Annotated in this window: 22 protein-coding genes; 14 read left to right on the forward strand and 8 right to left on the reverse strand. The window is 73.0% G+C overall.

Annotated elements, in window-relative coordinates:
* The first annotated feature begins 30 nt into the window (after window positions 1-30).
* Window positions 31-1,158, forward strand: a complete 1,128-nt coding sequence (locus IEZ12_RS26760; RefSeq protein WP_189275440.1) for a DUF4037 domain-containing protein — start codon at window positions 31-33, stop codon at window positions 1,156-1,158.
* A 118-nt stretch (window positions 1,159-1,276) separates the two neighbouring features.
* Here IEZ12_RS26760 and IEZ12_RS26765 read toward each other — a convergent pair whose 3' ends face one another.
* The 5 genes from IEZ12_RS26765 to IEZ12_RS26785 all read right to left on the reverse strand — a co-directional run bounded on the left by IEZ12_RS26765 (window position 1,277) and on the right by IEZ12_RS26785 (window position 7,017).
* Window positions 1,277-2,101 (reverse strand): class I SAM-dependent methyltransferase, encoded by an 825-nt coding sequence (locus IEZ12_RS26765; RefSeq protein WP_189275442.1) that lies wholly within the window; start codon window positions 2,099-2,101, stop codon window positions 1,277-1,279.
* A 112-nt stretch (window positions 2,102-2,213) separates the two neighbouring features.
* Window positions 2,214-3,311, reverse strand: a complete 1,098-nt coding sequence (locus IEZ12_RS26770) for a glycerate kinase (protein WP_189275444.1) — start codon at window positions 3,309-3,311, stop codon at window positions 2,214-2,216.
* Window positions 3,312-3,610: 299 nt separating this feature from the next.
* Window positions 3,611-4,471, reverse strand: coding sequence for a sugar phosphate isomerase/epimerase family protein (locus tag IEZ12_RS26775; RefSeq protein ID WP_189275445.1), 861 nt, complete (start codon window positions 4,469-4,471; stop codon window positions 3,611-3,613).
* Window positions 4,468-5,616, reverse strand: a complete 1,149-nt coding sequence (locus IEZ12_RS26780) for a dihydrodipicolinate synthase family protein (RefSeq protein WP_189275448.1) — start codon at window positions 5,614-5,616, stop codon at window positions 4,468-4,470. The genes IEZ12_RS26775 and IEZ12_RS26780 overlap by 4 nt, the downstream gene beginning before the upstream one ends.
* 249 nt (window positions 5,617-5,865) lie before the next feature.
* Window positions 5,866-7,017, reverse strand: a complete 1,152-nt coding sequence (locus tag IEZ12_RS26785) for a Gfo/Idh/MocA family protein (protein ID WP_100584479.1) — start codon at window positions 7,015-7,017, stop codon at window positions 5,866-5,868.
* Window positions 7,018-7,389: 372 nt separating this feature from the next.
* Between IEZ12_RS26785 and IEZ12_RS26790 the strand changes: the two genes are divergently transcribed.
* The 3 genes from IEZ12_RS26790 (at window position 7,390) to IEZ12_RS26800 (ending at window position 9,753) form a co-directional block, all read left to right on the forward strand.
* Window positions 7,390-8,433 (forward strand): LacI family DNA-binding transcriptional regulator, encoded by a 1,044-nt coding sequence (locus IEZ12_RS26790; protein WP_229848074.1) that lies wholly within the window; start codon window positions 7,390-7,392, stop codon window positions 8,431-8,433.
* A gap of 184 nt (window positions 8,434-8,617) precedes the next feature.
* Entirely contained in the window at window positions 8,618-9,364 is a 747-nt protein-coding gene (locus tag IEZ12_RS26795) for a phosphotransferase family protein (RefSeq protein ID WP_189275449.1), read from the forward strand.
* Between the two features lie 80 nt (window positions 9,365-9,444).
* Window positions 9,445-9,753: a DUF7677 family protein gene (locus tag IEZ12_RS26800; protein WP_229848075.1), complete on the forward strand. Its 309-nt coding sequence runs from the start codon at window positions 9,445-9,447 to the stop codon at window positions 9,751-9,753.
* Between the two features lie 535 nt (window positions 9,754-10,288).
* Here IEZ12_RS26800 and IEZ12_RS26805 read toward each other — a convergent pair.
* Entirely contained in the window at window positions 10,289-10,726 is a 438-nt protein-coding gene (locus tag IEZ12_RS26805) for a MarR family winged helix-turn-helix transcriptional regulator (RefSeq protein ID WP_189275451.1), read from the reverse strand.
* A 127-nt stretch (window positions 10,727-10,853) separates the two neighbouring features.
* On the opposite strand from IEZ12_RS26805, the gene IEZ12_RS26810 reads away from it, so the two are divergent.
* On the forward strand, window positions 10,854-11,720 hold the full coding sequence (locus IEZ12_RS26810; protein WP_189275453.1) for an NAD(P)H-binding protein: 867 nt from the start codon (window positions 10,854-10,856) through the stop codon (window positions 11,718-11,720).
* A gap of 43 nt (window positions 11,721-11,763) precedes the next feature.
* Here IEZ12_RS26810 and IEZ12_RS26815 read toward each other — a convergent pair whose 3' ends face one another.
* Window positions 11,764-12,339 (reverse strand): MarR family winged helix-turn-helix transcriptional regulator, encoded by a 576-nt coding sequence (locus IEZ12_RS26815; protein WP_189275455.1) that lies wholly within the window; start codon window positions 12,337-12,339, stop codon window positions 11,764-11,766.
* Between the two features lie 410 nt (window positions 12,340-12,749).
* On the opposite strand from IEZ12_RS26815, the gene IEZ12_RS26820 reads away from it, so the two are divergent.
* The 8 genes from IEZ12_RS26820 to IEZ12_RS26855 all read left to right on the forward strand — a co-directional run bounded on the left by IEZ12_RS26820 (window position 12,750) and on the right by IEZ12_RS26855 (window position 22,763).
* Complete coding sequence (locus IEZ12_RS26820; protein WP_189275490.1) at window positions 12,750-13,760, forward strand: MFS transporter; 1,011 nt, start codon at window positions 12,750-12,752, stop codon at window positions 13,758-13,760.
* Window positions 13,757-16,057, forward strand: a complete 2,301-nt coding sequence (locus IEZ12_RS26825) for a molybdopterin oxidoreductase family protein (protein ID WP_189275457.1) — start codon at window positions 13,757-13,759, stop codon at window positions 16,055-16,057. The genes IEZ12_RS26820 and IEZ12_RS26825 overlap by 4 nt, the downstream gene beginning before the upstream one ends.
* A gap of 6 nt (window positions 16,058-16,063) precedes the next feature.
* The gene (locus IEZ12_RS26830) at window positions 16,064-16,672 is read left to right on the forward strand and encodes a 4Fe-4S dicluster domain-containing protein (protein ID WP_189275459.1); all 609 of its coding nucleotides are present in this window, start codon (window positions 16,064-16,066) and stop codon (window positions 16,670-16,672) included.
* A gap of 93 nt (window positions 16,673-16,765) precedes the next feature.
* Entirely contained in the window at window positions 16,766-17,398 is a 633-nt protein-coding gene (locus tag IEZ12_RS26835; RefSeq protein ID WP_043911748.1) for a QcrA and Rieske domain-containing protein, read from the forward strand.
* Window positions 17,399-17,450: 52 nt separating this feature from the next.
* A complete protein-coding gene (locus IEZ12_RS26840; protein WP_043911749.1) occupies window positions 17,451-17,819 on the forward strand; it encodes a hypothetical protein in 369 nt (122 codons plus the stop codon).
* Between the two features lie 113 nt (window positions 17,820-17,932).
* Complete coding sequence (locus IEZ12_RS26845; RefSeq protein WP_189275461.1) at window positions 17,933-18,334, forward strand: SHOCT domain-containing protein; 402 nt, start codon at window positions 17,933-17,935, stop codon at window positions 18,332-18,334.
* 38 nt (window positions 18,335-18,372) lie between these two features.
* Window positions 18,373-20,430, forward strand: a complete 2,058-nt coding sequence (locus IEZ12_RS26850; RefSeq protein WP_189275462.1) for a SpoIIE family protein phosphatase — start codon at window positions 18,373-18,375, stop codon at window positions 20,428-20,430.
* Window positions 20,431-20,468: 38 nt separating this feature from the next.
* Window positions 20,469-22,763, forward strand: a complete 2,295-nt coding sequence (locus IEZ12_RS26855; protein ID WP_189275464.1) for an ATP-binding SpoIIE family protein phosphatase — start codon at window positions 20,469-20,471, stop codon at window positions 22,761-22,763.
* 63 nt (window positions 22,764-22,826) lie between these two features.
* Here IEZ12_RS26855 and IEZ12_RS26860 read toward each other — a convergent pair whose 3' ends face one another.
* Window positions 22,827-23,831: an aldo/keto reductase family protein gene (locus tag IEZ12_RS26860; protein ID WP_100584467.1), complete on the reverse strand. Its 1,005-nt coding sequence runs from the start codon at window positions 23,829-23,831 to the stop codon at window positions 22,827-22,829.
* A 226-nt stretch (window positions 23,832-24,057) separates the two neighbouring features.
* On the opposite strand from IEZ12_RS26860, the gene IEZ12_RS26865 reads away from it, so the two are divergent.
* Complete coding sequence (locus IEZ12_RS26865) at window positions 24,058-25,302, forward strand: ROK family transcriptional regulator (RefSeq protein WP_189275492.1); 1,245 nt, start codon at window positions 24,058-24,060, stop codon at window positions 25,300-25,302.
* The last annotated feature ends 170 nt before the right edge of the window (window positions 25,303-25,472 follow it).

Below are 25,472 nucleotides of genomic sequence, written 5' to 3' on the forward strand. Positions count from 1 at the left end.
CCGGCTGCGCCCGGTGTCACAGTGAGCGGCATGATCACGCCGGATCCGCCGTTCGTCCCGGGACTCGAACTCGCCGCGGCACTGTACGAGGACGCCGTCCGACCCTTGCTGGAAAGCGCTTACCCGCAGCTCCGCTACGCGGCCGCGCGCATCGGTCCGGGCTCCGAAGTGCTCGGCTTCGACACCGCCCGCTCCACCGACCACGACTGGGGGCCACGACTCCAGCTCTTCCTCACCCCCGAGGACGCCGAACAGCACGGCGCGGCCATCACCGCCCTGCTCGCCGAGCACCTGCCCCGGCAGATCCGCGGCTGGTCCACCCACTACCGCCGCACCGGCGACCCGCACAACCCGGTCAGCCACCTCGAACCCGCCACCGGCGCCACCATCGACCACCGCGTCACCGTCCACGACCTGCCCGGCTGGCTCACCACCAGGCTCGGCCCCCGAGCGGCCGCCTGGATCGACACCGACCCCGCCACCACCGACTGGCTCGCCCTCCCGCAACAGCGACTCGCCGAACTCACCGCCGGCACCGTCCTGCGCGACGACCACGGCACCCTCACCGCCGTCCGCCGACGCCTCCACTGGTACCCCGACCAGCTGTGGCGCCACCTGATGGCCTGTCAGTGGCAGCGCATCGCCCAGGAGGAGGCATTCGTCGGCCGCTGCGCCGAAACCGGAGACGAACTCGGCGCCGCGATCGTCGCCGCCCGCCTGGCCCGCGACCTGATGCGGCTCGCCCTGCTCCAACACCGCACCTACGCGCCCTACAGCAAGTGGCTCAGCCGGGCCTTCGCCCGCCTGCCCACCGACCCCGCCCTCGGGCCCGCGCTGCGCGCCGCTCTCGCCGCGACCGACCACGACACTCGCGAACGCCACCTGTGCGACGCCTACGAGTCCGCCGCCCGTACCCACCATGCGCTGGCCCTCACCGAGCCGGTCGACCCGACCTGCCGCCCGTACCACAGCCGCCCGTACCAGGTCCTGCACGCCGACCGCTTCGTCCACGCCCTCCGACGCACCGTCACCGACCCCGACCTGCGCGATCTCCCGCCGACCGGCAGCGTCGACCAGTGGGCCGACAACACCGATCTGCTCGGCCGCCCGGCAGCGCTCCACGCAGCCGTCGACGCACTGGTCGGCCAGGTGCACTGAGCGGGCGGGCAGGCTGGCAGGCGGCTTGCCCACCGCTCCGGTGCCGCAGGCGGGCGCCCTTGGCTGTGGGATCTCGGTGGACCGGAGCCCGGACGGTGCTGCGGGAACCGGCCGGGCGTCAGGACGGTCGGGAGGCGCGCAGCGAGTAGACCAGGGGGAGGCGGGGGCCGGGCGGCAGGAAGAAGTGTCCGTGCGCGTGTTCGTGCAGGAAGTCCAGGTGCAGGCCGGAGGCGGCCAGCGCGCTGACCACGTCGCCGATTCCGTGCCGCCACTGCACCGTGCGGGTGGCCGTCATCGTCGCGTCCCGGTCGGCGTAGCTGCCCGGCGTGTCCAGCACGGCCGGCGCGCGGTCGAAGTAGTCCTCCACGACGGTGCGGCCGTCCGCTGCGACGAGTTCGGCGATCGGGTGGAACTCCGACAGGTAGGCGAACCCGCCCGGACGGACCAGCGCCGCCACCGTGCGGGCCCAACGCGTCAGGTCCGGCAGCCAGTTCAGGGCGCCCATGCCCGTGTACACCACGTCGAAGGTCTCGCCGCCGAGTGCCTCCACCGCGCCGTACACATCGGAGGCGACGAAGCGCGCCGAGTCCACCCCGAGCTGCTTCGCCAACTGCGCGGCCTCCACCAGCGCCGGCTCGGAGAAGTCCAGCCCCGTCACCAGTGCGCCGCGACGCGCCCACGAAAGAGTGTCCAGGCCGATGTGGCACTGCAGGTGCAGCAAGCGTTTTCCGGCAACGTCCCCGACCTCCGCGAGCTCGAAGTCCCGCAGCACCTCCGCTCCGGCCACGAACGCCGGAACGTCGTAGAACGCCCCGCCGACATGGACCGGCACCCGCTCGTCCCAGTTGGCGCGATTGGCCGCCTCCCAGTCCGTCCAGTCGGCGGGCGGGACGGACTGGGAGGCGGGTGGAGGCTGGGGAAGGTCGTCGGAGAAAGTAGACATGACGACATAGCCTTCCGGGTTGCCGGTAATGGGTCAACGAAATATCGGACCGGCCGGGCGGACGACCACCTGGTCGGTCGGCGGGCCGGGGACCCGGTGGGTCGATGCTCGATCAGGTGCGCGCCGCCCACTGCTCCGCCAGCGTGGCTCCCGCCCGGTGCAGCCAGCGGGCCGGTTCGGACCGGGCGGCGGACGCGGATCCCGCCAGCGAGGAGAGGGTGAGCACCCCGTCCGCCGCCGACTCGCCCGCCACCACGCTCGACGGGACGCCCGCCGCCTCGGCCAGACGCACCACCTCGCCGACGGCCTTCCCCTGCAGACTGGTCGCGTCGTACCGGCCCTCGCCGGTGATCAGCAGATCCGCGGACGCCAACAGGCCCGGCAGCCCGAGGAGTCGAGCCACCGCCGGTGCGCCCGGCTCGACCACCGCGCCCCAACCGGCCAGCAGCCCGTACCCCGTCCCGCCCGCCGCGCCTGCGCCCGGATGCGACGGGTCGCCGCCCATCAGCTCCGCCAGGCGTTCCAACCTTCGTTCCAACAAAGGAAGTTCGCGCTCACCGGCACCCTTCTGCGGGCCGTACACCGTCGCCGCGCCGCGCTCGCCCAGCAGCGGATTGGTCACATCCGTGAGCAGCACCACCCCGCCGGGCGGGGCGAAGCGAATCCGCGAACGGTCGAAGGCGGTCGCAGCGTCGAGCGCGGCATCGAGATCCGACAAGGCGTCAGGAACGACGTGGCCCGTGCGGTCCAGCAGGCGGGCGCCGAGCGCGGACAGCAGCCCGAAGCCGCCGTCGGTGGACGCCGAACCGCCGAGGCCGACCAGCAGCCGGGTCGCCCCGGCATCCAGCGCGGCGGCGACGGTCTCGCCGGTGCCCCGGGTCGTCGCCGTCAGTGGACGCAACTCGCCGCCCAGCAACGGGAGTCCACTGGCCACGGCCAGCTCGACCACCGCCGTGCCGTCCGGCAGCAGCGCGAACTGCCCGCGCACCGGCCGCCCGTCCGGCCCCGCCACGTCGGGCACGTCGACCAGCCGCGCACCGGGACTGGCCGAGACGACGGCCGCGAGCGTCCCCTCCCCGCCGTCCGCCATCGGCACGCACCGCATCTCGTCCGCCGACCGGACCGAACACCAGCCCGAGGACAGCGCCTCGGCGGCATCCGCCGCGTCGATCGTCCCCTTGAACGAGTCCGGCGCCACGACGATCCGCATCCGCCCCACCTCCGCCTCTCTCGATCTCGACCCGCCGACCCCGACAGGACCCCGACAGGCCACCTCCGGCCCGCCAACTCCGCCGGAGCATCCACTCCGACGCGGCACCACTCAACCGGACCGCTCCACGTGCCCACCACCTCGACACGACGCGCGCGACAGTCTGAGGCACGACACCATCGGACAGCGACGGGCGAGCCGGCCGAAGACCCGCTCGCCCCTCCACCTACCTGCGCGTGCCGGCCTGCCCGTCCGCCCCTCCACCTGCCTGCGCGAGCCGGCCCGCGCGCCCGCCGGCGTCAGCGACGCACCAGATGCGTGCGGTGACGCTCCTTCAGCGTGGCGAGGGTCTGCTCACCCGGGGTGTTCCACACCTGCTCGTTGAAGAGCTCGACCTCGATCCAGCCCTCGTAGCCGGCCTCGGCCACCCGGTCGGTCAGCCAACCGAAGTCGATGTGCCCGTCGCCGACATGGCCCCGGCCCAGCAGCGCGTCCGCCGGCAGCGGCAGCGTCCAGTCGCACACCTGGTACGAGGCGATCCGGTCGCCCGCCCCCGCACGCGCGACCTGCTGCTCCAACTCCGGGTCCCACCACACGTGGTAGCTGTCCACCACGACGCCGACCTGCTCGGCCGGATGGGCCTCCGCCAGATCCAGCGCCTGGCCCAGCGTGGAGACCACCGCCCGGTCCGCGCAGAACATCGGGTGCAGCGGCTCGATCGCCAGCCGGACGCCGAAGTCACCTGCGTGCGGAGCGAGTTCACCGATCATGTCGGCCACCTGACGGCGCGCCCCGACCAGGTCGCGACTGCCGGACGGCAGGCCGCCCACCACCAACACCAGGGTGTCGGTGCCGAGTTCGGCCGCCTCCTCGATCGCCGCCAGATTGTCCGCGAACGCCGCCCGGCGCGCCGCCTCGTCACCGGCCGTCAGGAACCCGCCCCGACACAGGCTGCTCACCGCGACACCGGCGTCCCGACATAGTCGCGCCGCCCGTGCCAGGCCCGCCTCGGCGACCTTGTCGCGCCACAGGCCGATCGCCGGAATCCCGGCGTCCACGCAGCCGCGCACCGCCTCCTCCAGGCTCCAGCCCTTGGTGGTGATCTGGTTCAGCGACAGCCGCTCGCACCCCTCGGCCACCTTCAGCACCGCCGCGCTCATGCCCGCACCCCCGCCAGCGCCAGGAACTCCCGCATCCGACCCGCCGCCAACTCCGGATCGCCCAACACCCCGGCCGCGTCCGCCAGTCGGAACAGCTCCACCAGGTGACTCACCGAACGGCCGCTCTGCGCACCGGCCACCATGGTGAAGTGCTCCTGGTGCCCGCACAGCCACGCCAGGAACACGATGCCCGTCTTGTAGTGGAACGTCGGCGCCGCGAACAGATGACGGGCCAGCGGCACCGTCGGACCGAACAGCGCGTCGTAGCGCGCGAGATCACCGGCGTCCAGAGCCTGCAGCGCCGCCGCCGCGACCTCCGCGATCGGATCGAACACGCCCAGCAGCGCGTCACTGTGACCGACCTCGTCACCCCGCACCAGCTCCGGGTAGTTGAAGTCGTCACCCGTGTACATCCGCACCCCGGACGGCAGTTCACGCCGCAGCGCGACCTCCCGACCCGCGTCCAGCAGCGACACCTTGATGCCGTCGATCCGGCCCGGGTGGCTGCGAATCAGCTCCAGCACCGTCTGCGCGGCCGCATCCAGATCCGCCGAACCCCAGTAGCCGGCCAGCGCCGGATCGAACATCTCGCCCAACCAGTGCAGAATCACCGGCTGTTCGGCCTGCTCGACCAGCTTCCCGTACACCGACAGGTAGTCCTCCGGACCGCGCGCCGACGCCGCCAGCGCCCGGCTCGCCATCAGGATCGGCTGCGCACCCGCCGCCTCGACCACCGCGAGCTGCTCCTCGTACGCCGCCGACACCTCGGTCAACGAGACGTTCACGGACGTCAGTTGGTCGGTGCCCGCACCGCACGCCAGCCGGCCGCCGACGGCCTTCGCCTCCGCACCCGAACGGGCGATCAGCTCCCGCGTCGCGGCCCAGTCCAGGCCCATGCCGCGCTGCGCGGTGTCCATCGCATCGGCCACCCCCAGGCCCAACTCCCAGAGCCGGTGCCGGAACTTGAGCGTCCCCTCCCAGTCCACGGCGGCCGGCGCACCGGGCGCGTTCCCGCCCAGCGGATCGGCCACCACATGGGCAGCCGCGAACGCCACTCGGGACGAGGCCGGCCCCGTCGGGGCGGCGAGCGCCACGGGCTCGCGCAGCTGGTACCGGCCGATGCCGGGCAGATCGAGATGAGTCATGGTGTCAGGCCTTGGGATCGGGCGATCACACGGATCGGCGAGATGGGGGAGGGGTGCGGAGGCGGCGGCCACAACCTGCGGAAGGTCGGGGACGCGGGGAAGGGCTGCCGACGGGGTTCACGTGCCGGGCGACGCAGACGAGTTGAACGGGGCGGCGGCGGAGCCGGGTCTCGGCACGCGCCGCCCCGTCGGTCCCGTCGCCGGTTGCCGGTCCCGGATCCCGGGTCCCGGCAGTTGCGGCCGGACGAGTCAGAGGCTGAGCTCCGGCACGTCCAGTCGGCGGCCCTCGCGGGCCGAACGCAGGCCCAGCTCGGCCAGCTGCACGCCCTTGGCGCCCTCCAGCAGGTCCCACTGGTACGGCGCGCCGGTCACGACGTGCTTGAGGAACAGCTCCCACTGCACCTTGAAGCCGTTGTCGAACTCGGCGTTGTCCGGCACCTGCTGCCACTGCTCACGGAACGACTCGGTGACCGGCAGGTCCGGGTTCCACACCGGCTTCGGCGTCGAACCACGGTGCTGAATGCGGCAGTTGCGCAGCCCGGCGACCGCGCTGCCCTCGGTGCCGTCGACCTGGAACTCGACCAGCTCGTCCCGGTCCACCCGGACCGCCCACGACGAGTTGACCTGCGCGACGATCCCGCCCTCCAGCTCGAACACGCCGTACGCCGCGTCGTCCGCCGTCGCCGGGTACGGGCGGCCCTGCTCGTCGACCCGCTGCGGAATGTGCGTGGCGGCGTGCGCGTACACCGAGCGGACCGGGGCGATGATGCCGTCCAGCACGTAGCGCCAGTGCGGGAACATGTCCAGGATCATTCCGCCGCCGTCCTCGGCCCGATAGTTCCAGGACGGACGCTGCGCGTCCTGCCAGTCGCCCTCGAACACCCAGTAGCCGAACTCGCCGCGCACCGACAGGATGCGGCCGAAGAAGCCGCCGTCCACCAGTCGCTTCAGCTTCAGCAGGCCCGGCAGGAACAGCTTGTCCTGCACCGCACCGTTGCAGACCCCGGCGGCCCGCGCCAGCCGCGCCAATTCCAGCGCCGCGTCCAGCGACTCGGCGGTCGGCTTCTCGGTGTAGATGTGCTTCCCAGCCGCGATCGCCGCCTTGATCGCGGACTCCCGGGCCTGGGTGACCTGCGCGTCGAAGTAGATCTCCGCCAGCGGGTGCGCCAGCGCCTCGTCCAGCGAGGTGGTCCAGTGCGACAGGCCGTGCCGCTTCGCCAGCTCCTCCAGCTTGGCGGCGCTGCGCCCGACCAGGATCGGCTCCGGCCACAGCACCTGGCCGTCGCCCAGCGGCAGGCCGCCCTGTTCGCGGATGGCCAGGATCGAGCGCACCAGGTGCTGGCGGTAACCCATCCGGCCGGTGACGCCGTTCATGACGATGCCGATGACCCTGCGGGACATGGGGGGTCCTTTCCGTGGGCGGTAGGTGGAGAGGGGAGGGTGGGGAGCGGGGCGTGGAAAGCGCTTGCCGACTCCGTCCGGGAGACCCCGGGCCGGTGCGGGAAAGCGCTTTCCACGCCCCGCTGCCGACCGGCGCCGAACCCGTGGCGGGGTCGGCGCGGAGACCTGGGGGAAGTGTTGCGAGAGCTGATGGAAAGCGCTTTCCAAACCGGTCGGAGAAGACCCTTGGAAAGCGCTTTCCATGCGCCGAGGCTAAGCGGCCCGACCGCCTCGGTCAAGGCGTTGTGGTCGCCTCGGCCGCCCGGACCCGGTCGAGCGGTAACCTGTCCCTCGATCATCGGCGAGCAGGGCGAGGGAATCGGGGAGTATCGGGTGGCTGTCACTCTCGGGGATGTGGCGCGGCACGCGGGTGTCTCGCTGGCCACCGCCTCCCGGGCCCTGAACGGCTCGGCGCGGTCCGTGACGGAGGAGCTGTCGGCGAAGGTCCGGGCGAGCGCCGACGCCCTCGGCTACCTCCCCAACGCGCCGGCGCAGGCGCTGGCCCGGTCGTCCGGCGCGACGATCGGCGTGCTGCTGCACGACGTGGCCGACCCGTACTTCGGCGGGATCGCCCGCGGCGTCGGTGACGCCGCCGCCCGCGCGGGCCTGCTGTCGCTGGTGACCAGCACGGACGGTGACCCCCGGCGCGAGCTGGAGGCGATCCGGATGCTGCACGCGCACCGGGTCCGGGCGATCGTTCTGGCCGGGTCCGCGTACAACGACGTCTCGGTGATCCAGCAGCTGGACGAGGCGCTGGCGGCCTATCAGGAGCAGGGCGGCCGCGTGGCGGCCATCACCGATCACGGCCCGCTGTACGACACCGTCCAGGTGGACAACAAGGAGGGCGCCGCCTCGCTCACCCACTCGCTGGCCCGACTCGGCCACCGCCACTTCGCGGTGATCACCGGCCCCGAGCGGATGCGGGTCGCCGAGGACCGCCTCGACGGCGTTCTCGACGCCCTGCGCGAGATCGGACTGGCGCCGGCCGAAGGGATGCTCCAGCGCACGGAGTTCACCCGTGAGGGCGGCCGGGCCGCGATGGCCCGGATCCTGGACGTCGCCCGGGAGAGTGGAACTCCGCTGCCCACGGCCGTGCTCGCGCTCTCCGACATCTGCGCTGCCGGTGTCCTCGCCGAACTGCGTGACCGTGGCATCTCCGTCCCCGGCGAGATCTCGGTGGCCGGCTTTGACGACATCCCGCTGGCGACCGATCTGGCCCCGGCGCTGAGCACCGTCCGCCTGCCGCTCGCCAGGATGGGCGAGTCCGCCGTCCGCCTCGCTCTCCGCGAGGGCGGCCGACGCGAGGCCGCCGAAACCAGTTCGGCTTACGCCGAGGTGGTGCTGCGGGACAGCACGGCTGCCCCGAGGGTCGACTGACGTCACATCAGGGCACAACTGCGCAGACCCGTCAGGCCGTTGGAGCAGGCGCGAGCCGGTGGGCGAGGCTGTGACGCCGCACCGGCCGGTGGCCGCCGACGGACGGCGGGGGCGCGGTCGGCCGCGTAGTCGCATGTGACAAACCCGGGGACGGCAGTGGTCGTTCCCGGGATACTGGGTGCCCATGGATGAGGTGGAAGTCGTCGTCGCGCATTCCGAGCGGGCGACTCTGCGCGTCGGTGACGTGTTCCTGAAGGTGGACGCCGATCGGGCGCGCATCGACGCCGAGGTCGAGGCGATGTCCCTCGCGCCGGTCCCGACGCCGGAACTCCTGTGGTGCAAACCGCCCGTACTCGCGCTGGCCGCCCTTTCGGGGACGCCGCTCGGACGACTCGGCGGGCCGTCGACCGGATCGTCGGCAGGCTGGGCCGCGGCGGGCGCCGCCATCCGGCAACTGCACGACGCGCCGCTGCCGCCCCGGCCGGGGCGGGCCGGCCGGAGCGTCGCCGCGCTGGTCGCGGAACTCGACGCCGAGTGCGAACTACTCGTCACGAACGGCGTCCTGCCCGCCGACCTGGTCACCCGCAACCGCCAGGTCTCCGAGGCCGCGCTCCGGCCGTGGACCCCGGCCTTCACGCACGGCGACCTGCAGATCGCCCATGTCTTCGTCGACGGCGACGAGGTCACGGGCATCATCGACTGGTCCGAGGCGGGCCAGGGCGACGCCCTGTACGACCTCGCCACCTTCACGCTCGGACACCAGGAACACCTCGACGACGTCCTCACCGGCTACGGCACCGACGTCGACCTCGACGTGATCCACGGGTGGTGGTCGCTGCGAAGCCTGCTGGCGGTCCGCTGGCTGGTCGAGCACGGCTTCGACCCCTTCGCGCCGGGCTGCGAGGTCGACGTGCTGAGATCCCGGATGTGAGGGCTGCGACGGCCGCTGCTCCGGTCGTCGTACGACGCGCGGCAGCAGCGCCTGTTGTCGGCAGGGGATAGGTTCCCGGCATGGCTTCACATCTCAGTCCTGGTGCCTCCGGTGCCATCCGGCGTTTCGCCGGCCGGCTCGCCCGTGGTTCGGTCGGTCATCCGATGCTGGAGGGGATCGACTACTGGGCGGAGCTCCGGGATTCGCCTTCGCAGGCGGAGACCTGCTTCGCCGTCTTCGTCAACGTCCTGGAACTGGACGAGAGCGGGGAGCCGGTCAACGAGAAGTACGCCGAGCGCCGGGCGGCGACGTTCCTCTACCGGTACTGCACTGGGGAGTTGCCGCCGGGTGAGCCAGAACTCGAAGGATGGGAGTGCGAGTTGTACTGACGCGGGTCGGGAGACGGTGCCAAGGAGCCTTGCTGGTAGGGGCCTTGGCGACGGACGAGCTGCTGGAGCGGCTGGTTCCGGTGGTGCGGGCCGGAGTTGCCGATGCGCCGTCGTGGGCGTTCGACGATCCGGCGTCGCTCTGTGCGGGCAGCCGGGATCGGGAGTGGCAGTGGCTGTGGGCCATTTGGGCGGGGCGGGCGCGGGTGAGCGAGGACTTCTGGCGGCGGTACTTCGTGGTGCTGCTGGACGGTGAGCCGATCGTTCGTCGACAACCACGCCTCCAACAAGGTGTCCCGGGCGCTGGGTTACGAGCCGAACGGCACCGCGTGGGACACCCGCCGCGGCGAGGCCGCGCCGATCCAGCGCCGGCGGCTGACGCGGGACGCGTGGGAGCGGACCCGCCGTGACGACATCGAGCTGGTGGGCGTTCAGGCGTGCCTCCCCGGGCTGGGCCTCCCCGGGCTGGGCCTCCCCGGGCTGGGCCTCGCCCGACCGTCGGCCCCGCGTGGAGGGTCCACACGTGGCCGCCCCAGGGTCAGGTGTCGGCCGGGGCGGTGAGCAGGTTCGTCGCGGCCCGGTGGACCTTGGTGAGGGCGGCCAGCAGGAGTGCGCGCTCGGCCGGGGTGAGGTCGGCCAGGACGTGGTCCTCCATGGCCCAGCGTTCGGCCTCGACCGGTTCCTGCAGGGCGCGGCCGGCGTCGGTGAGCCAGAGGCGGACCAGGCGGTTGTCCCGGTCGTCGCGTCGGCGGGTGAGGAGTCCGGCGGTGGCCATCCGGGTGGCCATCTTGACCACGGTCGGCGTGGTGACGTTGAGCGCCGCGGCGATCTCACCGGGGGTGCGGCCGTCCTGTTCCCACAGGGCGGCGAGCAGGTGGTTCTGTCCGAGGTGGAGGCCGTGGCGGCGCATCGCTCCGTCGGCGAGCGCCCGGAGCGCCTTCGAGGTCTTGCCGTGCAGGTCCAGGAACTCGGGCATCTCGGCCTCCGGGGTAGAGCGGGCGGATCGCGGAACAGGCATGCGCAGCAGATCGATTGACGGCTAATCAGTTCCTGGCTAGCGTTCTCGCCGAATCGCTAGACGGCTAACGTCTCCAGGGGGAACGATGATACTGATCACCGGCGCGACCGGAAACATCGGCCAGGAGCTGGTCCGCGCACTCGACGCGCAGGGCGTCGAGCTGCGCCTGCTGGTCCGCGACCCGGCCCGGGCCGCCGCACTGCCCGCGCGGGCCGAGCGTTTCGTCGGCGACCTGGACGAACCGTCCACACCGGCAGCCGCGTTGGCGGGCGTCGAGAAGCTGTTCCTGCTCACGCCCGGCATCGGAACGGCGCACACCGCGCATGCGGTCGCCGCCGCCGAGGCGGCAGGGGTGCGCCACCTGGTGCACCTGTCGTCCGCCAATGTGCTGGGCGATCCGATGCCCGCGATGGGGCGCTGGCACCACGAACGGGAGGAGATCGTGCGCGGCTGCGGCATCCCGGCCACCATTCTGCGGCCCGGCGGGTTCATGACGAACGCCCTGGAGTGGGCGCCGACGATTCGTGCGGAGGGGTACGTCCTGGACCCGGTCGGGCCGGGCCGCTTCGCGCCGATCGACCCGGCCGACATCGCCGCCGTCGCCGCCCGGGTCCTCACCGAGGACGGCCACCAGGGTGAGGAGTACGTGCTGACGGGCGACGAGTGCCTCACGGTCGCCGAGCAGGTGCGGATCCTCGCCGGAGCGCTCGGCCGCCGCATCGAGGTCCGCGAGGCGCGGACGCCCGCCGAGGCCGTCCGCGCCCGCTTCCCCCGCGGCGTGCCGCAGGCGCTGGCCGACGCCATTGTCGAAGGGTTCGCGCTGATGCGCGCCGACACGGTCGGGCTGCGCACCGACACCGTGGAGCGGCTGCTCGGACGTCGGCCGGGCACGTTCGAGGCCTGGTGCGTGCGCAACGCCGACGCCTTCCGGTCGGCGGCCGCGGTCGGCTGAGCAGCCCGGCCGGCGTCCGAGCAGCCGCTCCGCGGTCGGCCGGTCAGGACTGCATGCCGCCGAGGTACTGCTCCAGCTGCTGCTGGTTGACGACCAGGCGCAGGCACAGGTGCCGGAACTGCGCGAGTTCCTCGGGAGTGAAGCCGCGGAAGATGGCGGACATGGCGCGCTGGGTCGGCAGGCGGAACGCGTCGAGCCATTCGCGGCCGGCGGGGCTGATGGTGACGCGGACCGAGCGCCGGTCGTCGGGGTGCTGGACGCGGCGGGCCAGGTTCTCGCGTTCCAGGGTGTCGACCAGGCCGGTGACGTTGCGGGAGCTGACGCCGGCCGCGCGGGCGAGGGCGCCGATGGTGAGGCCTTCCGCGTCGGCGTTGCCGAGCCGGGTGAGCAGGTCGAGGGCTCCGGCGCTGAGGCCGCGGCCGCCGGCACCGTGGGCGCGCAGGCGGTCGATGGACTGCGAGGCGGAGCGGACGGCGGCGGCGGCCTCCAGTGCGAGGGTGTCGTCGCCGAGCGCGAACGCGGCCATCGAGCTGCGCACGCCGGGGTCGTAGAGGTGGCCGTCGGGGTCGTTGGCGAGGGAGGGTTCGGGGGTGGGCGAGTTATGTACGTCCTTCAACATGAAGCAGTACCTTAATCGGCAGGGGTGATCCGGTCCAGCCCCGAGGCGATTGACAGGCGATCAACCCCGGTGAGTCGAGCGGTGCTTGACGGCTCGCCGCCCGCTCGTCCGTTCGGCGCAGCGACGCGCCACCGACGGTGCAGTGGGCGCGCGGGGAGGCGGAGGTGCTGGCTAGCGTCCGAGGGTGGGCGGGCACCGGGGTCGGCATGCCGGGCGCCCGAGCCCGGAATCGAACCGAGTCGAGCGCTAGGAGAGTGCGCGTGGCCGCGACACCGCCGCCCCCCGGGGGGTCGCCGGACGGGAGTGCGGGGGGCAGTTCGGCGGGGGACGGGCCGCCGCCGTACCGCCGGGGAGCGGTGCCGGCGGAGACGCGGCCGGACGTCACGACCTCGCCGGCCGGTCGGGCGTCGATGGTGGCCGGGGCGGCGAGCGTGCTGCTGATCGCGGCGATCCTGCTGGGCAGCCGGGAGCTGCGGGACTTCGACTCGGCGCTGGTGCCGTATGCGGTGGCGACGGTGTTCCTGACCTTCGGCGTGGTGTACCGGTACATGATGTGGATCTCCGCCCCGGCCGCCCGCCGAATGTTCCGGGAGGGCTGGGCCGCGGCGCTGTCCTGGGAGAACCTGAAACGCTCGCCGACCGCGCTGCCGCGGATGGCGGCCACCTACCTGGGCTTCCAGAAGTTCCTCGGCGCCCGCTCGCACGCCCGCTGGGCAGCGCATCAACTCATCTTCTGGGGCTGCCTGTCGGCGGCCGTCATCACCTTCCCGCTGACCTGGGGCTGGTTCACCTTCACCGCCGCCGGCGCGACCGGCCCGGGCTACGAGATGCGGCTGTGGGGGGTGAAGTTGTTTGGCTTCGACTCCGGCAGCTTCTTCGGCTGGGCGCTGTACCACGGACTGGACCTGGCCGCGGTGATGGTGATCGGCGGCGTCGGCTACTTCCTGTGGCGACGGGTGCGGGACCGGGCGGCGACCACCGGTCAGCGGTTCGGCTACGACTTCCTCCCGCTGCTGGCCCTGCTCACCATCTCGGTGACCGGCCTGCTGCTGACCTTCTCCGAGATGTTCCTGCACGGCGGCGGCTACGAGTTCCTGGCGATCCTGCACATGGCGTCGGTGGTGCTCACCCTGGTCTACCTGCCGTTCGGGAAGTTCTTCCACATCGTGCAGCGCCCGGCCGCGGTCGGCATGCAACTGTTCAAGTACACGGCGCGACGCAAGGGTTCGGACGCCGAGGAGCTGCGGGCGTGCCGCCGCTGCGGGCAGCCGATCGACACCGCCGCCGCCGTCGACAACCTGCGCGCCACCATGCGCGACCTGCGGCTCGGCTTCGACGAGTGGGCCGAGTACTGCCCGCGCTGCAAGCGGGTGCTGCGCGGCACCGCGTACCTGTCGGACGTCAAGCGAGGGTTCAAGTGAGCGGCGAGCAAGTCCCGTTGGACCCGAGCGTCGCCCCGCTCGGCACCCGCGAGTTCCGCGACGCCGGCGGGCTTCCGGCCGCCGCCTGGCGGGCCGACCAGACCGAGCAGACCCTGGTGCCCACCCACTGCTGCTTCTGCGGCATCCAGTGCGGCATGTACCTGCGGGTGGACGGCCGCGGCAAGGTGTTCGGGGTCGAGCCGCGCAACCACGACATCAACCGAATGCGTCTGTGCCCCAAGGGAATCAACGCCTATCAGCAGGTCAACCACCCGGACCGGCTGACCGCGCCGCTGCTCCGCCGCGACCGTAAACAGCCGTTCCGCGAGGTGAGTTGGGACGAGGCGCTGGAGTTCACGGTCGAGCAGATCAACCGGATCCAGCGCGAGCACGGCCGGGACGCTTTCGGGATGCTCGGCGGGGCCAGCCTGTTCTCCGAAAAGACCTACCTGGTGGGCAAGTTCGCCCGGGTCGCACTGAAGACCCGGCACGTGGACTACAACGGCCGGCTGTGCATGGTGAGCGCCGCGGGCGCCAACAAGCTGGCGTTCGGCATCGACCGGGCGGCCAACCCGTTCGCCGACATCCTGCAGACGGACTGCCTGTTGATCGTCGGGGCGAACGTCGGCGAGTGCTTCCCGGTGCTGACCCAGTACGTGTGGGGCGCCCGGGACCGGGGTGCGACGCTGATCGTCGTCGACCCGCGGCAGACCGCGGTCGCCCGCACCGCCGACATCCACGTCGCGCTCAAGTCCGGTACGGATTCGGCGTTCTTCAACGCGGTGCTGCACGTGATCGTCGAGGAGGGGCTGACCGACGAGGCGTTCCTGGCGGCGAACACCACCGGCTGGGCGGAGGTGAAGGCCGCCGTCAAGGAGTACCCGCCGAGCCGGGCCGCCGAGATCTGCGGCGTCCCCGCCGAGCAAGTCGTGGAGGTGGCACGGTCGTTCGGCCGGGCGCGGCGGGCGATGGGCTGGCACGCGCGCGGCATCGAGCACCACACCCAGGGCGTGGAGAACTGCCTGACCGTCATCAACCTGTGCACCGCGACCGGCAACCTGGGCCGCCCGGGCGCCGGTTACGGCACCCTCACCGGTCAGGGCAACGGGCAGGGCGGCCGCGAACACGGCCAGAAGTCCGACCTGCTGCCCGGCGGCCGCTCCATCAACGACCCGGCGCACCGCCGGCAGATCGCCGCGATCTGGGGCATCGAGGAGTCCGAACTCCCGCCCGCCGGAACGTCGATGATGGAAATGGTGTGGCAGATGCAGCGCCAGGAGATCCGCGGCCTGATCGGCGTCTGCAACAACCCGTTCGTCTCGCTGCCCAACTACGCGGTGGTGAAGGACGGTTACGACAAGCTGGAGTTCCACGCCCAGTTCGACTTCTTCCTGTCCGAGACCGCCGCCAACGCGCACGTGGTCTTCCCCGTCACCACCTGGGCCGAGGACGAGGGCGTGATGGCCAACGCCGAGGCCCGCGTGGTCAAGCACAACAAGGCGCAGGAGCCCCCCGAGGGCGTCCGCACCGACACCTGGGTGATGTGCGAACTGGCCCGACGCCTGGGCGCCGGAAGCAAGTTCGCCTTCGAGGGCTCGCGCGACGTGTTCGACGAACTGCGCCGTGCCTCGGCCGGCACGGTGATCGACTACTACGGCATCACCTACGACCGGCTGGAGCGGACCGGCGGCCTGGTGTGGCCCTGCCCGGGCCTCGAACACCCGGGCACGCCAAGGCTGTTCGAGGACGGCAGGAGCTACCACCCGGACGGGAAGATCCACCTCCAGGCAGTCGAGTGGCACCCGCCGGCCGACCCGTACGACGACGACTTCCCGATGACGCTGACCACCGGCCGCACCGTCGCGCACTTCCTGTCCGGCAACCAGACCCGCCGCCTCGGCGCGCTGGTCGAGCAGACGCCGCGGCCGTGGGTGGAGGTGCACCCGTCACAGGGCTTCCGCAACGGCGAGCCGGTGCGGGTGGTCACCCGGCGCGGCAGCGCGGTGCTGCCGGCGCTGGTCACCGAGGCGATCCGGCCGGACCACGTGTTCGTGCCCTACCACTGGCCGTACCCGGTGGCCGCCAACGAGTTGACCGTCGACGCCCTCGACCCGCGCTCGAAGATCCCCGAGTACAAGGTGTGCGCGGTGCGGATCGAACGCGCCCGGGCCGTCGACGAGGTGCCCGCGCCGCCCACCCCGCCGGGCCGCGAGGCGTACCCCGAGACGCAGGCGCCGCGCACCGACCCGCTGCCGCCGACCTCGTCGCAGGGCGTCGGCACCGGAGAGAGGGGCTGAACCACGATGCTGGGACGCACCATCTTCATCGACCCCGGCCGCTGCATCGGCTGCCAGGCCTGCGTGTCGGCGTGCCGCGAATGCGACTCGCACCGCGGCAAGTCGATGATCCACCTGGACTACACCGACGAGGGCCGCACCGTCGCCTCGCTGCCCACCGTGTGCATGCACTGCGAGGACCCGGTCGCCCCGTGCGCCGAGGTCTGCCCCGCCGAGGCGATCCTGATCACCGCGGACGGCGTCGTCCACGAGGCCGACCCGACCCGCTGCATCGGCTGCGCGAACTGCGTCAACGCCTGCCCGTTCGGCGTGCCCAAGATCGACCTGGCGGCGAAGCTCCAGATGAAGTGCAACCTCTGCTACGACCGCACCTCCTACGGCCTGGCCCCGATGTGCGCCACCGTCTGCCCCACCGGCGCCCTGTTCTACGGCACCGCCGAGGAGTTGCAGGCCGAACGGCCCGGCGTGGACGTCTCCACCGAGTTCGTGTTCGGCGCCACCACCGTCTCCACCGGCGTCGCCATGGTGGTGCCGCCGGAGCGCCAGGCGCCCGTCCCCGGCGGGCTGTTGAACGTGATCGAGGTCAACGGGCGGTCCACGCCCGGGAACGGATGAACGTGATCGAGGTCAACGGGCGGTCCACGCCCGGGAACGGATGAACGTGATCGACGTCAGCGGGCGGCCCACGCCCGGGAACGGAGCGGTGGCGTGAGCAGCCCCGTCGACCCGCCCGAGCCGGGCAGCCCCGAGGACGGCCACCGGGCCGAGCAGGCCGCGCTGCGTGAGCGGATCAGCGCCGACTCGCTCACCACCCGCCGCGACTACCTGCGGATCGTCGCCACCGTTTCCGGCGGCCTCGCGGTCGGCTCCGCCGTCGTCTCGGCGGGCGTGCTGCACCGGCACGGCGACGGCATCGCTGCCCCGCTGAAGGTCGCCGACCGGCTGGAGCGCGGGCAGGCGGTGACCTTCGACTACCCCGGCGAGGATGATCGGGCGATGGCGATCCGCCTGCCCGACGGCACCCTGGTCGGCTACTCCACCGTCTGCACCCACCTGGCCTGCGGCGTGCTGTGGCGACGTGACCACGGCCCCGACGGCGACCTCTACTGCCCGTGCCACGAAGGGAAGTTCGACGCCCGCAGCGGCGAGGTGACGGCCGGCCCGCCGCCCCGGCCGCTGCCCAAGGTGGTCATGGTCGAGGACGCCCGGGGCGCGGTCTGGGCGATCGGCACCGCCCGCTCCGGCGAGGACGAGCAGGCGGGCCTGTGCCGGGGCCTGCGCGACCGCAACCCGGCGCTGGCCGAAGCCGCCGGATGCCCGAGCCGGAAGAGCGGCAAATGATGCTGGACGAAAGAGACCTGACGGTACGTCAGGAAAGCCTGGTGGGTGCGCGGTGAGCGTCCCCGAAGGCCACTTCCCCGAGGGCTACCACCCCGGCAGCGACGAGCCGTACCTCAACCGGCCCGTCCACGAACGCTATCCGCAGATCCGGCCGACCTCCGGGTACGCCGACGCCCGGGTCACCGCGACCGGCCCCGGACCCGGCGCGGGCACCGACCAGCAGCCGGAACGCTCGGCGATCCTCTCCGCCCGCGTCGGCCTCGCCATCACCGTCGTCATCGGCCAACTGTGGGGGCTCACCGTCGCCACCAACGCCTGGATGCGCGGCGAGATCGCCACCGCCTGGTGGGCCACCGGCTTCAGCATCGCCTCCTTCCTGGTGGTGCTGCTCGCCTGGCGGATCTCCCCGAACGACCGCTGAGCACCGGGTGCGCCTGCCGGCGGACACCCGGTGACGGCTCGCCCGAGGCACCCGGAGTGCGGTGCCCGGAATGTGGTGATACCTCTCGAAGAACCTGTGGAAGGGAGCCCCCGATGGACTACCCGTTGCTCAACCTGTTCTGGACGATGATGTGGTTCTTCCTCTGGATCCTCTGGCTGTTCCTGCTGTTCAAGGTGATCACCGACATCTTCCACAGCCACGACCTGAGCGGCTGGGGCCAGGCCGGCTGGACTGTGCTCGTCGTCCTGCTGCCCTACATCGGCGTGCTCGTCTACCTGATCGCCCGCGGAAAGTCCATGGGCAACCGTGACCGGGCGCTCGCCATGCAGGCCGAGAGCAGCTTCCAGGACTACATCCGCAAAGCCGCCGGCACCGAGAACCAGGACGCAGGGCGGCGGCACGTCGACGAACTCGCCCGGCTCGCGGACCTGAAGAACAGCGGCGCCATCTCCGAGGACGAGTACCGCGCGGCGAAGAGCAAACTGCTCGCTTGAGACCCCGCCGGCAGGCGGGCGGGAGGAGGACCGGCAGGGTGCCGGACACACCACTGACACCCGAGGTGTTCGACCGGGCCATCGTGGCGATCGCACTGACCGCCGGCGACGACCACCGGCTGGTGTACGTCAACGACGCGTTCCGCGACCTGTTCGGCGACCGCCCGCTCGGCGTCCCGGCCCGTGAGGTGTTCACGGAACCCGGTGCCGAGCGCTTCGTCGCCACCCTCGACGCCGTGCTCGCCGACGGCACCGCCCGGCAGGTCACCGCGCCACGCACCCTGAGCTGCCCCGACGGCGGGACGGCCCACCGGCACTTCGTCTACTCCAGCTCGCCCGCCGGCACCCTGCACGCCCCCGGCACCCCGCACGGGCCCGCCATCCTCACCACCGCCGTCGACACCACCGCCGAACTTCACTCCGCCCTGGAAGCCGAACGCCTGTCCGTCGAACGGCTGCAGACCCTGCGGCGCTACGAGGCCCTGATGGCGGCCGCGGCCCAGATGGTGTGGTTGGTGCACCCCGACGGCACCGCCGACGAACTCGTCCCCGGCTGGGAGGCCTTCACCGGCCGCCCGTTCCCCGGGGCGGTCGGCACCGGCTGGCTCGACGTCGTCCACCCCCAGGACCGCGACCAGCTCGCCACTCGCTGGGCCGACGCCGTCCGCGACCTGCCCACCACCTTCGAGCACGTCTTCCGGGTCCGCGGCAAGGACGGCGGCTACCGGCACGTCCGGGCCCGCGCCGTCCCCATCGTCCGCAACGGCGGACCCGCCGAATGGATCGGCACCACCACCGACATCGAGGACCAGTGGCGCAACCGGCTGCGCGAACGACTGCTCGCCCGGGCCGGCGCCGTCACCGAGGCCGAGCGCGCCGAGGACGCCTTCGCCGCCCTCGCCGCCACCCTCGTCCCCGACCTCACGGACGTGTGCGCCGTCTTCGTGCTGCGCGAACCCGACGCCGCCGGCGGCGCCGTCGTCGCCACCCGGATCGCCTCCGTCGCCCGCCCCGGACTGCCCCCGCTGCCACCCATCAACCGGCAGACTTTCACCCTCGGAGAACGCGCCGGGAAAGCGGTTTCCGGTCGCACTCCCATCACGCTCGAATTCGCCGACGGCAACGTGCCCGGCGGCAGCATCCCCGAAGTCTCCGCCCGCTGGCTGAGAGCCGCCCGCGCCACCAGCGTCACCCTGCTGCCGATCGTCGTCGACGGCGCCGTCGTCGCCCTCGCCGCCACCGCCGACTGCGAAGGCGCACCCCCGCCCGGCCCCGCCGACATCGAACTCCAGCACGAAGTCCTGCAACGAGCCCAGGCCCCGCTGCGACAGGCCCTCGCCCTGCAACGCGCCCGGCACTCCGCCGTCGTCCTGCAACGCGCCATGCTCACCACCCCGCCCCGGGTCGGCGGCGCCGACCTCGCCGCCCGCTACCGCCCCGGCAACCGCAACGCCGAAGTCGGCGGCGACTGGTACGACGCGTTCACCCTCCCCGACGGCGCACTCGCCATGACCATCGGCGACGTCGCCGGCCACGACCTGGCCGCCGCCACCACCATGGGCCAACTGCGCGCCATGCTGCGCTCCATCGCCTACATCCGCCCGCACGGCCACACCCCCGCCGACACCCTGCGCGAACTCGACACCGCCGCCGAAGGACTGGGCGTCGGCAGCTTCGCCACCGCCGTCCACGCCCGCCTCACCCGACACGGCGCCGACGGCTACTGGGAGGTCGAGTGGAGCAACGCCGGCCACCCGCCACCCGTCCTGGTCCCCGTCACCGGCCCGCCCCGACTGCTGGCCGCCGAGGACGCCGACGTCCCGCTGTCCGTCGACCCGCGCCGCCCCCGCGTCACCCACCGCGACCCGATAGGCCCCGGCGAGACCCTGCTGCTCTACACCGACGGCCTGGTCGAAGTCCCCGGCGAACACCTGGGCCGAGGCATCGCCCGCCTCTGCGAAGCCGCCGCCGAAGCCCGCCACCGCCCTCTCGCCGACCTGTGCGAACACCTGGCGAGCGGTGTCGCCGACCTCCGTGACGACATCGCCCTGATCGCCTTCCGGCCCACCCCGCCGACCCCGGGCCGGCCGTCGTGAACACCACCCCGGACGGCGACGCGGAAAGGAGGCACGTCGTGGACGGCCCGGACAGCACGGGCGAGGCGCACGCCGGCGGGCACCCCGCCGGCGACCCCGGGCGGCGCGCAAACGCAGCCCACCGCCACGGCCCGGACCACGGCCCCGACGGCAACGACGGCGAAGGCCACGACACGGCACTGCTCGACGCCCTGTTCGCCCAGGCTCCGATCGGCCTCTACCTGCTCGACCAGGACCTGCGGCTGGTCCGCCACAACGCCGCCGCCCGCAACGCCGGCACCCGCCCCGACGTCGGGACCGACCCCGGGACCGGCCCCGGGACCGCCGGTCGCCGCGCCGGCGACTTCGCCCCAGGCTTCGACGGCGCCGAACTCGAATCCCTCGCCCGCCAGGCCCTCGACGACGGCGACTGGATCCGCGAACACGTGATCCGCGGCCGCACCCCCGGCGAACCCTGCCGCGACATGATCGGCGCCGTCTCCTTCTTCCCTGTCGTCGCCGACACCGGCCGCCGCTACCTGGTCGCCGCCATCGAGGACGTCACCGAACAGCAGACCGCCCTCGAACGCCTCGACATCCTGCACACCGCGCACCGCAGACTCGGCGCCTCCCTGGACGCCATCGGCTCCGCCCAGGAACTCGCCGACGTCGCCGTGCCACGCCTCGCCGACATCGCCACCGTCGACCTGCTCGACGAACCCCTGCGCGGCCTGCTGCCCCACGCCGGACCCGTCGACCCCGCCGCCCCGCTGCGCCGCGCCGCCTACCGGGCCGTGCACGCCCCCGGCCGGCCCGCCGCGGAGCCGGGCCCGATCCCGCACGGCGAACTCTCCACCTACGGGGCGCCCACGCCGTACAGCCAGGTGCTCGACGACGGGCGGGCGCGGCTGGTGCGCGGACTGAACGGCGACGAGGACTGGCTGGCCGCTGACCCCGTGCGCGGACGCCGCCTGACCGGGCTCGGCGTGCATTCGATGATCGTCGCGCCGCTGGTGGTGCACGACACGGTGCTGGGCGTGCTGTCCCTGTACCGGAACCGGCGGCCGGACCCGTTCGAACAGGCCGACCTGGACCTGGCCGTCGAACTCGCCTCCCGCGGTGCCCTGTCCATCGACAAGGCCCGCAGCTACGCGCGCGAACGCACGATCGCCACCACCCTGCAACGTCAACTCCTGCCCAGGGAACCGGCCGAACTCAGCGCCGTGGAGACCGCGCAGGTCTACCTGCCGGGCGCGGTCGGCCCCGGCGGCGACTGGTACGACATCGTCCCGCTGTCCGCCGCCCGGGTCGGCCTGGCGGTCGGCCGGATCACCGGAACCGGCATCGAGGCCGCCGCCCTGATGGGTCAACTCCGCACTGCATTGCGCACGTTGGCCGTGCAGGACCTGGCGCCGGACGAGCTGCTGGTGCGCCTGGACGAGGTCGCGCGGGTCCTGACCGACGAGCAGCGCGGCAGCCTGCCGCCCGGTGCGGACCGGCTGCCGGACGGCCTCGCGTCCTGCCTGTACCTGGTGTACGACCCGATCGCCCGGACCTGCACCGCCGCGTCCGCCGGGCACCCCGCGCCGGTGCTGGTCGGCCCGGACGGCGAGCCGCTGCCGTTCGACGTCGAGCCCGCGCGGCCGCTCGGCTGGGGCGACTGCTGCTACGAGACGACCACCGTCGAACTGGACGAGGGCAGCGTACTGGCGCTGTACACCGAGGGGTTGATGTCCGGCCGGGCCCGGCACCCCGACCGGGACGGCACGCCCGACGGCCCGGGCGAGCGGCGGGCGGTGCTGGAGCGGGTGCTCGCCCGGCCCGGCGAGGAGCACCTGCCCGACCTGTGCGACCGGGTGGTGTACGCGCTGCTGCCCGAACGCCAGCGCGAGGACGCCGTGCTGCTGCTGGCCCGGACCCGGGCGCTGCCGGACGAGCGGGTCGCCGTGTGGACGCTGCCGGACGATCCCGCGGTGGTGCGCACCGCCCGACGGCTCGCCGAACACCAGCTCGCCGCCTGGGAGTTGGGGGAGCTGGAGTTCGCCACCGAGATGATCGTCAGCGAGCTGGTGACCAACGCGATCCGCTACGGGGAGCCGCCGATCCGGCTGCGGCTGATCCACGACCGGGGGCTGATCTGCGAGGTCTCGGACAGCTCGGCCAGCACCCCGCACCTGCGGCGGGCGAAGAGCACCGACGAGGGCGGCCGCGGGCTGTTCATCATCGGTCAGCTGGCGCAGCGTTGGGGGACCAGGTTCGGCCGGCACGGCAAGACCATCTGGGCGCAGCAGGAACTGGCGCCGACGGGCGATTCACGTAGGGACGGTGACGGGGTCGACTCGTCCGAGCCGTAGCGGGAGGGCGAGTCGACGGCCGGTCCGGCACCGGGGACCGATGGGTGCCGGACCGGCGTTGCGTCAGGGGCGGACCTTGGGAGCGTTCTCTGCGGTCTTCGCCGGGTCGAACTCGGCGACGGGCGCGAGGATTTCGTCCATCCGGGCGAGCAGCTCCGGCTCCAGCTTCACGCCGGCGGCCTTGACGTTCTCGGTGACCTGCTCGGGCCGGGAGGCGCCGATGATCGCCGCGGACACGTTGGAGTTCTGCAGCACCCAGGCGACGGCCAGTTGGGCGAGCGACAGCCCCGCCTGGTCGGCGAGCGGACGCAGCAGCTGGACGCGCTCCAGGACGTCGTCGCGCAGCCAGCGGGCGACGAAGTTCGCGCCGCCCTTGTCGTCGGTGGCCCGGGAGCCCGCCGGCGGCTCCGCGCCGGGCCGGTACTTGCCGGTGAGGACGCCCTGCGCGATCGGCGACCAGACCACCTGGCCGAGGCCCAACTCCTCGGACACCGGGACGACTTCACCCTCGATGACCCGCCACAGCGCGCTGTACTGCGGCTGGTTGGAGACGAACGGGACGCGCAGCTCGCGGGCGAGCGCGTGCCCGGCCCGGATCTGGTCGGCCGTCCACTCGGACACGCCGATGTACAGCGCCTTCCCGGAGCGCACCACGTCGGCGAACGCCTCCATGGTCTCCTCGAGCGGCGTGGACGGGTCGTAGCGGTGCGCCTGGTAGACGTCCACGTAGTCGGTCTGCAGGCGGCGCAGCGAGCCGTCGATCGACTCCATGACGTGCTTGCGGCCCAGCCCCCGGTCGTTGCGGCCGGGCCCGGTCGGCCAGAACACCTTGGTGAGGATCTCCAGCCCCTCGCGACGCTCGCCCTTGAGGGCCCGTCCGAGGACCGACTCGGCGCGGGTCTCCGCGTACACGTCGGCGGTGTCGAAGGTCGTGATGCCCGCGTCGAGGGCGGCGCGGATGCACGCGGCCGCGGTGTCCTCCTCGACCTGCGAGCCGTGGGTGAGCCAGTTGCCGTAGGCGATTTCGCTGACGATCAGGCCGCTGCGGCCCAGGTGACGGAATTCCATGATCTGTACGGTACGTCAGCCGACGGCTGCGGTGGGTACCATCGCCGTGCCGCAGGAACCGGGAGCGGGCCGGTGCCGGTGGGCGTGTCGAGGCCGGATTTCCCGGCGGCGACACGGGGTGTGACGACCTGGACGTGGACAACAGTTGAGTGTGTGACGGTATTGCCGGCGGGGGCGGGCGGACTGTCCCGACCGGAGAAGAGGAACCGTGACCCACCCGCAAGCGATGCCCGTCGCGCGGAGACGGACCGCAGGCGCGGCGCCCGAGCCCGTCAGGTGGAACCGCCAGCGGCTGCGCAGCAACAACGAGTGGCTGCTGCTGGAACTGCTGCGCACCGGCGGCCCGTCCTCGCGCGCCCAGCTCGCCCGGGACACCGGTCTGTCGAAGCCGACGGTGTCGGCCGCGCTGGGCTCGCTGGAGACGGCCGGGCTGGTCCGCGAGGCCGGCACGCTGGCCCCGGACCGGGGCCGCACCGCCGTCCTGTACCGGGCCGACGCCGGCGCCGGGCACGTGCTCGGGATGGACGTCGGCCGGGCCCGCCTGCGGGTCGCCGTCGCCGACCTGTCGGGCCGGGTGGTGGCCCGCCGGGACGTCCCCAACCGGGGCCGGACCGGTCCCGCCGTCGCGGACGCGCTGGTCGCCACCGCCCGCGACACGCTCGCCGACGCCGGGCTCGCCGCGGGCGCCGGCTGTCCGTCGGCCGGCCCGGCGGACGGGGTGGTGCGGGCGGTGATCGGCAGCCCCGGCGTGTGGGACGGGCGGCGGCGGGTGATGCGGCACGCCGCGCACCTGCCCGGCTGGGCCAGGCCGGGCCTGTTCGACCGGATCGCGGACGGCCTCGGCATTCCCGTGCAGGTCGCCAACGACGCGAACCTCGCCGCCCTCGGCGAGTACACCTACGGTGTGGGAGCGGGCAGTTCGGTCTTCGCCTACCTGCTGGTCGGAACCGGCGTCGGCGTCGGCCTGGTACGCGACGGCGAACTGTGGACCGGGGCGCACGGGGCGGCCGGTGAGATCGGCATGCTCCGACTCCCCTGCCTGTCGGGTGAGCCGACGGACCGTCGGGACGTTCCGTTGGAGGACGTGGTGGGCGCGGACGCCGTGGTGGGCGAGGCGTGGCGGCTCGGGCTGACGGGCGCCGCCACCGCAGAGGAGGTGTGCGAGGCGGCCCGGGCGGGCGATCCGGCCGCGCGGGCGGCGATAGCCCGGCAGGCCCAGCAGCTCTCCTTCGCGGTCGCCGTGGTGGCCGCCGTCGCCGACCCCGAACTGGTCGTGCTGGGCGGTGGGATGGGCCGCAGCGCGGACCTGCTGCTGCCGCCGCTGGAGGACGCACTGCACCGCAGCTGCGAGCTGCGGCCCCGGGTGGTGGCGAGCACCCTCGGCGAGGACGCGGTGCTGCTGGGCGCGCTGGCCACGGCCCTGGAGTCGGCCCGGCTGGAGGTGTTCGTGCAGCGCACCGCGTCGGCGTGACGCGGCCGGCGGACGGGTCGCGGGCCGGTCGTGGGCGGACCGCCGGTGGGGGAAACGGGACGGAGGTCGTCGGGCGGGGGTCTTTGGGCCCTACCGGCACGGCCGGTCCGAGGCGCACGCTCAAGCTACAGAGGCACGTGGAACGCGACGAGGATGCGGCGAGGAGTGAT

Origin of the sequence: Kitasatospora griseola (assembly GCF_014648555.1) — a bacterium.
GTDB classification, from domain to species: domain Bacteria; phylum Actinomycetota; class Actinomycetes; order Streptomycetales; family Streptomycetaceae; genus Kitasatospora; species Kitasatospora griseola.